This is a genomic window from Rhizobium sp. FKL33 (assembly GCF_005222915.1).
GTDB lineage: Bacteria > Pseudomonadota > Alphaproteobacteria > Rhizobiales > Rhizobiaceae > Rhizobium_E.
Genome location: NZ_STFX01000018.1, coordinates 191959 through 206852, shown reverse-complemented (window position 1 = coordinate 206852; position 14894 = coordinate 191959). Strand labels below are relative to the sequence as shown.

The 14894-nt window shown below is 61.3% G+C and carries 13 protein-coding genes; 12 read left to right on the top strand and 1 reads right to left on the bottom strand.

Going from position 1 to position 14894, the window contains the following annotated elements; translation table 11 throughout:
• Window positions 1–455 precede the first annotated feature (455 nt).
• The 5 genes from E8Q41_RS11530 to E8Q41_RS11510 all read left to right on the top strand — a co-directional run bounded on the left by E8Q41_RS11530 (window position 456) and on the right by E8Q41_RS11510 (window position 3838).
• The gene (locus E8Q41_RS11530; protein WP_137155683.1) at window positions 456–650 is read left to right on the top strand and encodes a hypothetical protein; all 195 of its coding nucleotides are present in this window, start codon (window positions 456–458) and stop codon (window positions 648–650) included.
• A complete protein-coding gene (locus E8Q41_RS11525) occupies window positions 644–949 on the top strand; it encodes a hypothetical protein (RefSeq protein ID WP_137155682.1) in 306 nt (101 codons plus the stop codon). Before E8Q41_RS11530 ends, E8Q41_RS11525 begins: the two co-directional genes overlap by 7 nt.
• A gap of 279 nt (window positions 950–1228) precedes the next feature.
• Entirely contained in the window at window positions 1229–1423 is a 195-nt protein-coding gene (locus E8Q41_RS11520) for a hypothetical protein (RefSeq protein ID WP_137155681.1), read from the top strand.
• 870 nt (window positions 1424–2293) lie between these two features.
• The gene (locus E8Q41_RS11515; RefSeq protein WP_137155680.1) at window positions 2294–2629 is read left to right on the top strand and encodes a hypothetical protein; all 336 of its coding nucleotides are present in this window, start codon (window positions 2294–2296) and stop codon (window positions 2627–2629) included.
• A gap of 81 nt (window positions 2630–2710) precedes the next feature.
• The gene (locus tag E8Q41_RS11510) at window positions 2711–3838 is read left to right on the top strand and encodes a sensor histidine kinase (protein ID WP_137155679.1); all 1128 of its coding nucleotides are present in this window, start codon (window positions 2711–2713) and stop codon (window positions 3836–3838) included.
• A gap of 36 nt (window positions 3839–3874) precedes the next feature.
• On the opposite strand, the gene E8Q41_RS11505 is transcribed toward E8Q41_RS11510, so the two are convergent.
• Window positions 3875–4975, bottom strand: coding sequence for a PHB depolymerase family esterase (locus tag E8Q41_RS11505; RefSeq protein WP_137155678.1), 1101 nt, complete (start codon window positions 4973–4975; stop codon window positions 3875–3877).
• A 333-nt stretch (window positions 4976–5308) separates the two neighbouring features.
• Here E8Q41_RS11505 and E8Q41_RS11500 point away from each other — a divergent pair, with 333 nt between their 5' ends.
• From E8Q41_RS11500 to E8Q41_RS11475, 7 genes are all read left to right on the top strand, one after another.
• The gene (locus E8Q41_RS11500; RefSeq protein ID WP_137155677.1) at window positions 5309–5518 is read left to right on the top strand and encodes a cold-shock protein; all 210 of its coding nucleotides are present in this window, start codon (window positions 5309–5311) and stop codon (window positions 5516–5518) included.
• Window positions 5519–5722: 204 nt separating this feature from the next.
• Window positions 5723–6748, top strand: a complete 1026-nt coding sequence (locus E8Q41_RS11495; protein ID WP_246660160.1) for a fatty acid desaturase — start codon at window positions 5723–5725, stop codon at window positions 6746–6748.
• A gap of 635 nt (window positions 6749–7383) precedes the next feature.
• Complete coding sequence (locus E8Q41_RS11490) at window positions 7384–7650, top strand: DUF1488 domain-containing protein (RefSeq protein WP_137155676.1); 267 nt, start codon at window positions 7384–7386, stop codon at window positions 7648–7650.
• A 66-nt stretch (window positions 7651–7716) separates the two neighbouring features.
• Window positions 7717–8109 (top strand): hypothetical protein, encoded by a 393-nt coding sequence (locus E8Q41_RS11485; RefSeq protein WP_170976453.1) that lies wholly within the window; start codon window positions 7717–7719, stop codon window positions 8107–8109.
• 38 nt (window positions 8110–8147) lie between these two features.
• On the top strand, window positions 8148–8312 hold the full coding sequence (locus E8Q41_RS25540) for a hypothetical protein (protein ID WP_170976452.1): 165 nt from the start codon (window positions 8148–8150) through the stop codon (window positions 8310–8312).
• Between the two features lie 214 nt (window positions 8313–8526).
• Entirely contained in the window at window positions 8527–13638 is a 5112-nt protein-coding gene (locus E8Q41_RS11480) for a glucoamylase family protein (protein WP_170976451.1), read from the top strand.
• 279 nt (window positions 13639–13917) lie between these two features.
• Complete coding sequence (locus tag E8Q41_RS11475) at window positions 13918–14769, top strand: alpha/beta fold hydrolase (RefSeq protein ID WP_137155674.1); 852 nt, start codon at window positions 13918–13920, stop codon at window positions 14767–14769.
• The last annotated feature ends 125 nt before the right edge of the window (window positions 14770–14894 follow it).

Genomic DNA, 14894 nt, shown 5'->3' with positions numbered 1-14894 from the left:
AAACACCTCCAATCAGAAGGGAATCATGAAAACCGGAAATCTCAAAATCCCAACGATTCACGTTTTCGGTACGATGCTTTAGTTCAAGGCGTCATGACCGAATAACGGCTGTAGTTTCACCAGAATGCTGAGCCCCAGCAGTGATGGGCCGGTGCGCCTTTGAGCGCGCAAAATTGATTGGGCGATCGGCATCGCGGATCCCAACGTGGCCAGCGGTCGATGACCGCGCTAACAGGCCGGATATATGACTTCACTGTACAGCGGAGAGTTGCGCGACTAAGGCCTTGCCAGCCGGGCCGTTCCACATAGGCGTCAGGGCCCTTATTTAACGTCGAAACACACGGCGCTCTTGCAATTGCTGATTTTATTCCCATCTCCAGGACAATGGCGGCTTTTGCACGGGCGCTGTCATTTTGCGGGCGGCACTCACCCGAGCCCCAAAAAAGGAGGACGGAATGTCTTCCGACCTCAAGCAGTATTTTTCCGAGATTTTTGACGCGGGCTTCATAAAGCAGGCGCTTGTTCAGGCGCTCATGCCCCACCAGGATCGCTTGTTCGCACCCGCGCGCCCGGCGCTGGCCCTGGCCGTGGTTCGACCCGCGCGGTGGCGCAGAGGCCCCGATGGATATCGGGGGGCGACATCATGGTGATCCGTTTTACGAAAGCCCCGCCTTCAGAAGAGCCGCAGGCCTCGCTTCCTCTGGAGCAGGGCGAGGGGCGGCCCTCTGCCGCCGGCCGGTCCTCAAGAGATCGAGATGGCAAGGGTAAGCCGCGCATTGACGACAAGGCCGAAAAGGCGCCCGCGCTGGACCTGGCCGGATCCAAGCGGCATGCCGCCGCCGGGCAACCCGCGGCTCTCTCCCGATGGGAAGACGAAGGCGGCGGCCTGAAGGACCAGAGCGCTCCGGAAACAACCAAGGCGGACGCCGATGATCGCGACAACGGGTAATGTGGTGATCCTTGCGCAATTCCGTGCCGCCCAGGCGGAGAGCTGCGCCGACAAACAGGACGACGCCGGCGGGCCACTCCCGGTCGACGCCGATCACAAATGCCGGGTGCTTTTGTCTGCCGTCAGGCGAGCGCTATCTTCTCCGGCGACCCGGGCCTGAGGGCAGCAGGCGCTTGTCCCGCACAGGCCTCGACAATATTGCCCTAAGGATCGTCGCTCTTTCCGGCGATCCTCCGGTCGCCTGGTCAGAAAATCAGTCTGGAAGTGGAGAAACGCGCCATGCCGACCCATCGTTACGCCATCGGGCAAACTGTTCGTCTGCTGAAGACGCGGGGATTGTTTCCGGCTGCTGCCGCCACCTACACGGTGGCTGCTTCATTGCCGGCCTATCACAACAATCAGCAATACCGGCTGTGGAACGAGGAGCTCAACCAGAACCGCGTCGCCATGGAACGCGATCTCGAGTCGGTCTGACCAATCCGGATCCGACGCCGAGCCGCCTGCGTCCTGCGGCGATGCCGTCGAGGATGACCGGAGAAGGCGGGCCGCCCGGACACCGGTCGGCTGTCAGGTCAAGTCGGGGATGACCGAGACAGCGGCGGCGGGGCGTGCTCATCTGGCGACAAGGCCTGTTTCTCGAGTAGGGCTAGCAGCGCCTCCCGCTCCGGGCTGAACGGACTGATGTCGAGAAAAAACGTCGACGGGCGTGCGTGTTTCGTGTCCGCCGGAGGAAGGGTTCGCCTGGTGAAGCACATGGGCTTTTTCTGCCGTGGAGCCCTGGATGAGAAACCACCGGTCGCCATTCGAACTGGCTGAGAATTCCCGCATATCGTCGCGCCTCAAATGTGCTGGTTTGCTTCCTCCGTTCTCCGCGCCATTGTGCCGGGGAATGCCCCAGAGGCGGGCTTCTTGGACGGTGAAGCCAGCGGAGAACGGGAGGCGGTAGGCCATCATGGATAAAATGACCCACGATGTACAATGAAAAATTGAATCCATTGGTTCCAAGCATCCTGAAATAGAATTTGCTTGCCAAGCATCCCCAGCCGGCGCATGCTGGCGCCAACGGCGAACTCAGCCGGAGCGACATCATGGGAATGCGGTTCCTCTTGACGGAGCCGCCTTCCTCGACGGAGCCTCTCGACTCCGTGTTTGGACTCATAGGGCGGTTCGTTGCGCAGGGACAAGTCGCGTCGGTGTCTCCGACAATCGATGCCGCCGATAAACGCCGGTGACGCTCTTCTCGATCGGGACGCCCGGACGGCGGCGATGTTTTCGTCCGGAAACAGAGTCCTCTTATCATAGCCGGGCCGGGCCTGGCTTCCCACGCAGACCTGAAGAACCGACATGCAGAGCAGGAAAACCGAATCGGTGGTCACCTTTCGCCACTTGTTTTCGATCGGCGCCAGCGTCTCGGATCAGCCGGCCGGCTCCTACCAGGTGACAAAGGAAGAGGAACTCATCGAGGGCCTGTCCTTCGCCGCCTATCACGTCGCGTCTCTGGTGATCGAGGTGCCGGCGATCGAGGCCCGCAGCGTCAACAAGCAGCGCCTGTCCATCACGGTCGATGACCTCGCGGCTGCGCTGGAACGCGACGCCGCATTTGGCGAAGAAGATCGCCTCGTCGCCCGGAGCGCCGCCGAAGCGGGCAAAACAAAGCACCCGAACCGAGCCGATGATTGAGTCTGAGCGTCCGGCCAACCCTATGATCACGCTTCTCCCTATGGCTGCAGTCGCCTGACAGGCGGACGAAAAGGATCTTCTATGACCAGTCACGTTACCGACCAGCTGTGGGATGCGCAGTTTTTGCGGCGGGCGATCGATGCTGCGGAGGTGGCTCTTTGGTCTTGGAACGTCGAGACTGATCTGTTCAACATGGATCGCCTTGCTTTCGCGATATGGGGAATCCCCAACAATTCCACCGTCACTTTCGAGGATCTCTCCGCAAAAATACATCCATCCGACCGCAACAGGGTGCGCGCCGCTTTCGCGGCCACCCGCGCCCATATTGGCGCCTATGAAATCGACTTCCGTATTCTGATGGGCGATGCAGTTCGCTGGGTGTCCGCGCGCGGCCAGGGAAACGACATCGGCAGGATCAATGACACCGTCATGGGCATCTTTCTGGACGTGACTGGACGCAAGCAGGCTGAAGAAGGCAACGAATTGCTTGCCGGCGAGATGAGCCATCGGGTGAAGAACCTGCTTGCCATCGCCAACAGCCTCACCCTGATCACATCGCGCACGACCGCGACCACGATCGACATGGCGCGCGAACTCACGCAAAGGCTTACCGCTCTCGGTCGCGCTCACGATTTGGTCCGGCCTCTTCCTGGACATGAAGGCAAAGCCGCCCTGCTTGGCGATCTGCTCACCATCCTCCTTGCGCCCTATGACGACAACGGTACTTTCGAAGGACGCATCAGGGTGGCGGTGCCGCGAACAAGCGTGGGCGAAAGCACGGCCACGATATTGGCGCTCATCGTTCACGAGTTGGCGACGAATTCCTTGAAACACGGCGCCCTGTCGACCTTGACGGGCACGTTGGATATTTCAGGCAGCGACGCGGAGACACATCTTTCGGTCGCCTGGCTGGAACGCGGCGGCCCGCCGGTGACGCCGCCGAAGGAGACGGAGGGTTTCGGGAACACCATGGTGAGACGCGCCATTCAGAGCCAGCTGGGTGGCTCGATCGAATATGACTGGTCGACGGAAGGCGTCGCCGTGCGGCTTGTTCTCGAGAAATCGCATCTCGCCCAGTTAAGGGGGCTGATCATCAGCCTTGCTTATCAGCCGCGACGTATCTGCGGGACATCCGCTACCGTCGCCGTGTTGGAACCGGCGATCACAGTCGCCGGCGTCAGGCTCAATCGCGTCGTGATGCTTCCTTGACGTTCGATCGACCAAGAAATCGAACGGCGACAGTCGTCAGCGCATCAGGCCTGCCGCCCGCAAGGCGTCGGTAATGACCTTGTTGACGCTCTGCCTGCCGGCGGCTTTTGCGCCCTCCAGCGGGCTCTGGCTCATATTGGCCATCATGCCGGCGACGCGCCCCTTGAGCGTTTCCGTGGCGGATGGTTGCGCGCCATGCTTTGCTGCCGAGCCTTCGGCATCGGCGACATCCTGATCATCGGCGAGACCCCAGCTGCGTGCGATGCGCGCCGTCGACGAGATTCCGGTGTCGAGCATATAGGGGCCGCTGCTTCCGAGAGGCGTCTTGGCGCTCGCCGAAATCGGCACGCCATGCCCCATCCCTGCGACCATGTAGAGTTCGACGACTTCGGCCCCGTCGTCGCTGCGCCAGACCTTGCGCGTAAATCCCTGGCCGGTTTCGACAGTGTCCGCGATCTCGCCGAGGCCATGGGCGCCGCTCCATTGATCGACGATCTGCATGGCGTTGACCGGCCGGACGATCTGGTCATGCGTTCCATGCCAGACGGAAATCTTCGGCCGGGCCGCCGCCCCGGGAGATGCGTTGACAAGGGCGGACCGCAAGTGATGTGGATCGGGCGCATTGCGGCCCTGCATTCGCTGGAACGCCTGATCGACGCTGCCGGCGACGCCATAGGGCAGGCTCCCGATCATCGCGCCGCCATTGAAGAGTTCCGGATATGTCGCCAACATGACAAGCGCCATGGCGCCGCCGGCGGAGAGGCCGGTGATGTAAGCACGCTCCTCGTCGAGGCCATGTGAGGTGACGACATGGCCGACCATTTCGCGGATCGACAGGGCTTCGCCGGAATCGCGCCTTGCGTCGCCGGGTTGGAACCAGTTGAAGCACAGATTGCCGTTGTTGGAACGCTGCTGTTCGGGGAAGAGCACCGCAAAGCCGTTCTTTTCAGCGAGCTGTGTCCAGCCCGAACCGTGATCATAACCGGCCGCGTCCTGGGTGCATCCATGTAGAACCACGACCAGCGCCGTCTTGGGCGCCAGGATCGACGGGAGGTAAAGCCAGGATTTGAGGTTGCCGGGGTTCACGCCGAAGCCGGTCAGTTCGATCAATGGGCGGGAGTTCTGGTGGTCGGTCACATTCGTTCTCCACTGCCCGTGATGGGCATGAACACTTCATATGGGGACGAATGCTGCAGTGCACAAATTTTTTCGGACGGAAACCGTCTCCGACGCGCCTTCAAATCCTGCTGCCGGCGTCTATGCCGGAGGACTGTCAGAAGAATCAAAAACTAAAGGTTGACAAATCGACTATGTCTGTCTATTTATAGTTTTATCGATATTTGCTTGCTGAGCTTTGTTTTCCGCGCGATTGACGCCGCGTCTTGATCGAACCTTCCTTTCAAAAATCGCTATCACCATCCGCAGCGTCTCGGCGCTGTGGTCGTTCAATATGCTATGAAAGGGTTCATCATGACCACTGGCACAGTAAAATGGTTCAATTCCACCAAGGGCTTCGGCTTCATTCAGCCTGACAATGGCGGCCCGGACGCCTTCGTTCACATCTCGGCCGTCGAACGCGCCGGAATGCGTGATATCGTCGAAGGCCAGAAAATTGGCTACGACATGGAGCGGGACATGAAGTCCGGCAAGATGTCGGCCTGCAACCTGCAGGCAGCCTGACCGTATCTCTGTTGCGCTTTGACCACGGATGTACTGGCACGGCGCGACGACATACAGATCAAGGCCAGGCAATTTGCCTGGCCTTTTTTCCTTCATGCGCAACGCTGTCGGGCTGGCGCGCCGGACCGGATCGATGTTAGGTCCCCAAAATCGACACGAGTCTCCCGCGCGCTGAGTGGCGCGAGAGCAAAGACAGGTATTTCGATGACGTTACAAGTGCCGCCGCCTGAGCCCGATCAAGCCGCCGAGGCGATGGTCTGGATGAAAATCCTCGCGGCCTACCGCCAACCTCGGATGAGCCGCAGCGTCATGGAGCTTTTCGTCACCGTCGCGCCCTTCATCGCATTCACGGCCATCGCCTATGTCAGCATGGCTTATGGCGTCTGGATCGGTCTGCTCGCGATCCTGCCGGCCAGCGCATTTCTCCTGCGTCTGTTCATGATCCAGCATGATTGCGGCCATGGCTCGTTTTTCGCCAACCGACGCCTGGATGACTGGACGGGGCGCTTGATCGGCATTGTCACCATGACGCCCTATGACTACTGGCGAAACGCGCATGCCAAACATCATGCCACCGCCGGCAATCTCGACCAGCGCGGCATCGGCGACATCACCACCCTGACCATCGACGAATACCGCGCTCTTTCACCGACGAAACGTCTTGGCTATCGTCTGTACCGGAATCCGCTGGTGATGTTCGGCATCGGACCGGCCTGGCTTTTCATCTTCAAGCAGCGCCTGCCCTTCGGCATGATGCGGGCAGGGGCCATGCCCTGGCTTTCGACCATGCTCACGAATCTGGCCATCTTGACCCTTCTCGGTCTGCTGCTGTGGACCTTCGGCGTCGGGACCATGTTGCTGATTCAAACGCCGATGATCATTCTTGCAGGCGCCGCCGGCGTCTGGCTTTTCTATGTCCAGCACCAGTTCGAGGACACGCACTGGGCGGAGGGCGACGATTGGAGATTTCCGGAAGCGGCGCTGCATGGAGCGTCTCACTATGATCTGCCGCCGATGCTGCAATGGCTGACCGGCAATATCGGCATTCATCATGTCCATCATCTGTCGAGCCGGATTCCCTATTATCGGCTGCCTGAGGTCTTGCGGGACCATCCGCGACTGGCCGGCATAGGCCGCATAACCTTGATGCAAAGCCTGAGTTGCGTGCGGCTCGTGCTTTGGGATGACGCGCGCCGGAAACTCGTCTCCTTCCGCGAGGCTGCAGTCTGACAGCTTTAGCCTGCAACGGCTGTTCCGCATCGGATGACGGTTTCGTGTCGCATTCCTCGAATTCGCCATGACATCCGTCTTCTCGGGAGCGTCCTGAGCGCTCCCCAGCCGGTTGATGTCCCGGTCTGCGGAGACACGGCCGACTTGCGCCTGCTCCGGCGGTCAAAAACTGATTCCGTCGATGATGATGTCCGCCCACGGCTGCGGTCTGCCGCCAGCAATATGCTCTCAGACCTCAAATCTTGGTGATTGCTACTTTTAAAAGAATCGTGGCGTCTCCATGTGTGTAATAGTTGCAGCTCGTCTTTAGGGCGCTGCATTCGAGGATTGAGAGTCCTCGCCCCAACAAAGGAGGACGCTATGTCTTCCAGTCTCCACACAGGCGAATTTAGTCCTTCCGATGTAAAGCCAGGCAGCGGGACTTCTGGTATTGGGATCTTCAGTCATTCCGAGCGGTCAAATATTGCCCCCGACGCTTCCGCTGTCGCCGGATTCAAATTTCTCCATCTTGCAACGCCGAAGATGCGGTCGCGCATCCTGCTTCGAAAACAGGGATCCGGCGGCTCGAAACCCGCAGCCGTGAACATCCGAAGGATTGAAGCGGCGAGACTTTGGGCGGACGAGGGGGACCGTTGATGTCTCTTTCATTTCCCAATTCCGCCCGAAGCTATGATGAAGCCCATTCGCGCGTCCGGTTTCTCGGTCATGACGGGATGTTCGAGGTGCGGTTCTACGTGCTCGCGGAAGTGCTCGTGGGCGAGCATCCGGCGCGGACGCTGGGCGAAAGCGATTATCTCGCCTTTTTCGATGCGCTGCGCTCGAAGATACTCGATGCCGCCCGGCGCGCTTACGGATCCAAGCCCGACAGAAACATCACCCTCGCCAGGGGTCACTTCGCCTGACGGCGCAACATGGGTTGCGCCGCGATGGCGCAGCGCGAATTCATCCTGACAACAAGGAGAATTGCAGTGACCACAGTTACCACGACCAAAGAAACCATCTTCCAGCGTTTCGACAACTATCAACCCTCAAAATCGATCCTCCTATGGGCCTGCGGCATGACGGCGGTCGCGACAATGGTCATCGGGTTTGGCTGGGGAGGCTGGGTGACGGGAGGCAGCGCGCTCAAGACAGCGACGGCTGCCGGCGAACTGGCGAATATCGAACTCGCATCGGCCATCTGTGTCGACCGTTTCAGGACCGCGCCGGATTCTGCGGCGAAACTGGTGGAATTGAAGGCTCTGTCCGACAGTTACAAGAAGCGGCAATTCATCGAAGCCGGCGGATGGGCGTTGATGCCGGGGCAGAGCTCGGTCAACGGCCGCATCGCCGAAAGCTGCAACGCTGCGCTGTCGGCATGAACCGACAGGCTCAGACCCCGACCACAGGAGCTCAAATCGTGATCCACTCCAAGAAGCAGGCCGTCGTCGACGCCACACGCGCCAGGGCCGGAAGCAACCCCTTCGATCAGGTTCGCGACGCGGCGGCAAAACAGCGAAACATGCCCTCGATGAAGGCATTGTGTCCGCAGGCGACGAAGGCGGACGACGTTCCCCATTCGTAGCAATCAGGCGCTGCGCATCGCTTTGGGGCGGTAAATTTCGCCACGGCGCCCGCTACAGCGGGAGCCGTAGCGGATCGCGACCATGCATTTTAAAGCGCGTTCATTCGCGCTGAAGTCGCTCGCGTCGGTGCGGACACGTCCGCCCCGACGCGATGATGAAGAAAGTCCATCGCTCCAGGTGATGGCCAAAGATCCAACGGATGGAAGAACAACAATGAACATCCATCTGAATCGCGCCGCAGCCTCCCCCGACATCAAAAAAGTAGTGTCTGGGGACGCGCAGGCGCCGATACGCAGCGATTTTCAGACGCCTTCGGAGCTGGCCGCGCTCGGCCACAGGCTCGCCGCCGAAAAATCCGCCCAGCTCCACGGTTTTGGAGGGCTGCTGTATGCGCGGCGCACGATCCGTCCGCTGCGGCGCAGGCTCGAGGAACGCCTGGCGAGCTTCGATGTAACGCTGCAATCGCGTCTGCACGAGCCGCAGCTTGCGTCGGTGCGCTCGATCAGCCTGTCGATCGTGGCCAGCGACGTGCAAGCCTGCGCCGGGGATCTCGATCATGAAATCGCCGGCGAATCCTCGGGCCTGTTGGTCGAATGGGCGGATCGGCTGCATGCCAATTGCGAAGCGCATTTCGCCGATGCGTTGGTTGACCGGTCCCGATATCGCGATCTGCAGGCGCGGCTCACCTCGCTCGGCGAACGCGCCCGCAGCCTTGCCTTCGAGATGGACTTCGGCTTCCTGTTCAACCGCGAACGACGGCTGCTGTCGATCGGTTATAATGGCGCGGACAACATTCTCGACGAATCCTGCTACGATCTGCTAGCGTCGGAAGCCCGGCTCACCAGCCTGTTCGCCATCGCCAAAGGCGACATTCCCAGCGAGCATTGGTTCCGGCTCGGCCGGCCGGTGTCGATCGTGCGGGGCCAGGCCTGCTTGGTGTCATGGTCCGGCTCGATGTTTGAATATCTCATGCCGCCGCTCGTGGTGCATGAACGCCAGGGCGGCATTCTCAACCAGTCCGACAATCTGTCGATCGATCGCCAGATCGCCTATGGCAAATCACTGGGTCTGCCCTGGGGCGTATCGGAATCCGCCTTCAACGCCCGCGACCGCGAACTGAATTACCAATACCACAACTTCGGCGTCCCGGGTCTTGGGCTCAAGCGCGAGCTTGGCAGCAATGTCGTCATTTCCCCCTATGCCAGCGTGCTGGCTAGCCAGTTCAAGCCGCGCGACGCGGTCGTCAATCTGGGACGGCTCGCCTCGATCGGGGCTCTTGGGGTCTATGGCTATTATGATGCCGTGGATTTCACCGAAGCCCGCTTGCCGGAGGGCCAGAGCTCGGTGGTCGTGCGCAATTACATGGCGCATCATCAGGGCATGTCCATCGCCGCCATCGGCAATGTGGTGCTGAACGGGCGGTTGCGCGACCGTTTCCACAGCGATCCCGTCATCGAAACCGCCGAACTCTTGCTGCAGGAGCGGGCGCCGCGCGAAATCGTGCCGGTGCGCACGCCGGATGAAAGCGAACCCGTGGTGGCCGCCGCCGCCGAGCAGGCGGGGGTCAAATACCGTCTGATCGACAATCCCCTCGGCGCCAAGCGCTCCGTGGCGGTGATCTCGAACGGCCATTATTCCCTGATGGTGACGGCGACCGGGTCGGGTTATTCACGCTGGAACGGGCTCGACGTCACCCGCTGGCGGGCCGATCCGACCGTCGACGACTGGGGCTCGTACATCTTTCTTCGGGATGTCGGCAGCGGCGACTGGTGGTCGGCGACACCAGCTCCCCGCGCCTTTCCGGGCGAGACCGCAAACGCGGTCTTCTCGGACGAAAAGGCCGAGTTCCACAAGACGGCGGGCATGATCGAATCCAAGCTCGAATGCCTGGTGGCGACGGAGATCGACGCGGAGGGCCGCCGTCTGACCATCGTGAACCACGGCGCCTATGAGCGGCTGATCGAAGTCACCTCCTATGGCGAACTGGTTCTGTCTTCGGCCGACAGCGATGCGGCGCATCCGGTCTTCTCCAAAATGTTCGTCAAGACGGAGATCGGTGACAGCGGCGACGTCATCTACGCCTCGCGCAACAAGCGTAATCTCGACGAGCCCGACATCCATGTCGCTCATCTCGTCGGAGGTTCGAGCGCGCGCGGGCCGGTCGAGGCGGAAACGGACCGGCGCGCATTCATTGGTCGCGGCCGCGATCTCGCCACCGCCCGGGCCTTCGACAAGAACGCCAAGCTCGAAGGCCATGACGGCTTCACGCTCGATCCCATCTTCTCGCTGCGCCGCACCGTCCGGCTGAAGCCGGGGAAGAAAGCGAGCGTGGTGTTCTGGACCTTTGTCGCCCCGAGCCGCGCGGAGCTTGAGACCCGGGTCGCACGCTACCGGCATGCGGAGAATTTCGACAATGAGGCGGCGCTATCCTGGACCCGCAGCCAGGTGCAGTTCCGACATCTCGATTCATCCAACAGCGAGGCGCTGCTCTTCCAGCGCATCGCCTCCTTCCTCATCTATCCCGACACGCGCCTTCGCCAGGTGCAAACGCCCGGAAACGTGGTGAAGGCGACACAGGCGGCGTTGTGGCCCCTGGCCATTTCGGGAGATTTTCCGATCTTTGCGCTGCGCATCGACAATGAGGCGGACCTGCCGATCGTGCAGAAATCCTTCCGCATGCAGGAATATCTCCGCTCGCGCGGCGTGATCGCCGATCTGGTGATCATCAACGAGCGCACGGCCTCCTATGCCCAGGATATGCAGCACGCCATCGACTTCATGTGTGAGAACGCCCGCCGGCGCGGCCTTTCGTCCGGCCCGGCCCAGCATATCTTCTTGGTGCGCAAGGACCTGATGGATCAACGCGCCTATGACGCGCTGATCAGCGCCGGCCGCATCGTCCTGCACACCCGAAACGGCGCGATTTCCGAGCAGATCGAGCGGCTCGAGCGCTTGTCTGACAGCGAGACGGAAACGTCATCGCCGGCTCCCTGGCGGAGACGGGGCCGGATTGCGCCCGCGGGTCCAGTCGCGGACAAGACCGTGTCCGGCGACGATCTGTCCATGTGGAACGGCTATGGCGGCTTTGATCGCGAGGGCCGTGATTATGTCATCCGGCTCAATGGCGGCGCGACGACGCCGCAGCCCTGGATCAACGTGATCTCCAATGGCGCCTTCGGCTTTCACATCGCCGCGGAAGGCGCGGGCTTTACCTGGAGCGCCAATTCGCGCGACTACCAGCTGACCCCCTGGAGCAACGACGCCGTCGTCAACCGGCCATCCGAAGCCTTCTACATCCGGGATCTCAGTTCCGACCGGATGTTCTCCCCCTTTGCCGCCATCGGGCGCAATCCGGATGATATCCACGAGGTCCGCCATGGACCGGGCCGGTCGAGCTTCAGGGTGGAGACCGACGGGCTCGATATCGTCATGACGCAGATCGTGGCGGAGAGCGATCCCGCCAAACTGATGCGGCTCAGCATCGCCAATCATGGCGGGCATGCCCGAACGCTCCGCGTCTACGCCTATGCGGAATGGGTGCTGGGCAACAATCGCGCCCGCACCGCGCCCTATATCAGGACCTGGCATGAAGAGAGCCTCAACGCGTTGATGGCGCAGAAACCGTTTTCGGTGGAAAGTTCGGCGCGGACATCGTTTTTCGTCGCCAGCCGCCCGCTTCAGTCTTTCACCAGCGCCCGGGCCGAATTTCTGGGCGATGACACAAACGCCCTTGCGCCATCGGCTGTGAGCCGGCGCCTGACGCTCTCCAACACGCTCGAGACGGCGGGAGATCCCTGCGCGGCGCTGGCGGTCGATCTGGTCGTCCAACCCGGAGAGACGGTCGATACCTTGTTTCTTCTCGGCGATGTCGAGAGTGAATCGATGGCTGGGTCGCTCATCGAAAGACTGATCCATGCAGGATTTGCCGCGGAGCAGGACAAGACCGATCGTCAGTGGGACGGGTTTCTCGGCGCGCTCCAGGTCTCGACGCCGGACGAGGCGTTCGACCGGATGGTCAACACCTGGCTGCCCTACCAGAATCTCGCTTGCCGGATCCGCGCCCGCAGCGCCTTCTATCAGGCCTCTGGGGCATTCGGCTTCCGCGACCAGTTGCAGGACACGCTGGCGCTGATGTTGCAGGACCCGAGCCTTGCCCGCGCGCAGATCCTCAACGCCGCCAGCCGACAGTTCCCCCAGGGCGACGTGCAGCATTGGTGGTTGCCGAGAACCGGGGCGGGCGTGCGCACACTGATCTCCGACGATGTGGTCAGGCTTGCCTATGCGACGGCCCATTATGTGGCGGTGACCGGAGACGCAGGCGTGCTGGATGAGGAGCTCGCTTTTCTCGATGGCCCTGATCTCGGCGAGAGGCACGAAAGCTTCTTCCAGCCCGATATCTCGGAAGAACGCTCCAGCCTTTATGATCACTGCGCACGCGCGCTCGATCTGGCCATCACGAGAACCGGAGCCCATGGCCTGCCGCTGATCCTCGGCGGCGACTGGAATGACGGCATGAACCGCGTCGGCATAGCAGGCAAGGGCGAGAGCGTCTGGCTCGGCTGGTTCCTGATCAAGGCGCTGGACGCGATGAGCGCCTTCGCCGAGACGCGGGGCGACCAGCCGCATGCGGACGCATGGCGGGCGCATCGCAGCGCGCTCAAGGCGGCCATTGAGGACGATGGCTGGGATGGCGACTGGTACAGGCGCAGCTATTTCGATGACGGCTCGCCGCTGGGTTCGGCGACCAGCGACGAATACCGGATCGATTCGATCGCCCAGTCCTGGGGCGTCCTGTCCGGCGGCGCTGATCCAGTCCGGTCGGCGCGCGCCATGGACAGTGTCGTCAACAGGCTGATCGATCCCCAAGCGGGCCTTATCCGGCTGTTTACGCCTCCCTTCGAGCATTCCGACGAGGATCCCGGCTACATCAAGTCCTATCCGCCGGGCGTCCGCGAAAATGGCGGCCAATACACCCACGCCGCCATCTGGGTGGCCTATGCTCTCGCGGAGATGGGGCGATCCGATGACGCCTATCGGGTGTTTTCCATGCTCAACCCCATCAATCACGCCCTCACCCGCGAACAGGTGGAGATCTACCGCGTCGAGCCCTATGTGGTGGCGGCCGATGTATATGGCGAAGGCGACAAGACCGGACGGGGCGGCTGGACATGGTATACGGGCTCGGCCGGCTGGCTATACCGAACCGCCGTCGAAGCCATTCTCGGCATCCGGCGCGAAGGCGATCGGCTGCGGATCATCCCTTCGCTGCCCGCCGCCTGGCCTGGCTATTCCGCGCGATTGGTGCAGGACGGTAGGGTTTTTTGAAATATCGGTTTTCCGCGACGAAGTTGGTGCGATCAGGGTTGAAGTGAATGGGAAGGAGGCGGATAAATGGACATGGATGATTTAGGCCGCTGTTTTTACCGCGCTTCAGTTGAATATGGGAGTACCCGCTGGACAGGCGACAACGACCGCCCCAATATGGCCAACGGCGGCGCAAAGCCGACATAGAAACTGACAATAGCGGCATGAATTCCACAGGTCGACCCGGTCAAATACGCGCGGTCTGTCCAAGGACTGAGTTTACGATTGGGAGATCGTGACATGCAGGACAAATTTGTCGATATCGACGGGATAGGGATCCGCTATCGCGACGCCGGGGGCGACGGCAGGCCCGTGTTGTTCATTCACGGCATCGCGGGCTCCCTCGAAATGTGGCGCCGGCAACTCGGCCAGTTCGATCCGTCGATCCGCACGATCGCTCTCGATCTGCCGGGGCATGGTCTCTCAGATATTGCGCCGGAACCGCAGGACGCGGATGTTTTTGCACGCTTCGTGTGGCGTTTCGTCAATGCGCTGGAAATCGACACGATCACGATTGTTGGCAATTCGCTTGGAGGAGCGATCGGATTGCGCATGGCCGGCATGTTCCCCGCGAGAGTGACGGGACTGATGCTGGCGAATGCCGCGACGCTTGGGCGGGATGTGTTTTTTGCTTTCAGGCTGATGACCCTGCCGCTTCTTGGAGAACTGCTGAACCGTCCCGGCCAGGTTGCGGTCGAACAGCAGTTGAGGGCGCTCTTTCACGATCCAGGCGTGGTGACGCCTGAGATCCGCGAGGTTGTCACGCGCAATGTGCAAAAGCCGGGCGCAGGTGCTGCCTTTTTGACCACTCTGCGCCGCATGACCGGCTTGCGGGGACAGAAAGCCTCGTTTGTCGAGACGTCCCATAGATTGCTGCGTGACTTGCGACTGCCCTGCATCATCCTGCATGGGCGCCAGGACACCGTGTTGCCAGTGCAGCAGGCGCTTGACGCAGCCAAGCTTGTCCCTGCGGCATCCCTCGTCATTTTGGAGGAGTGTGGACACACGCCGCAGATCGAAAAGCCGGACGCCTTCAATCAAATGGTGCTCCAGTTGCTGGAGATGCAAGCGGGGACCGGCATGCCGGCCTGACGACGTAGTCGACAGACGCCGTGTGAGCAGCAGGAATGAGATGTATCGAGAGCTCGGTCAGGCATTCATGCCGGCGCGCCGCTTTCCCTGTGCCTGGCGGCGCGGTTGGTCGGCAGCAAGCCTCG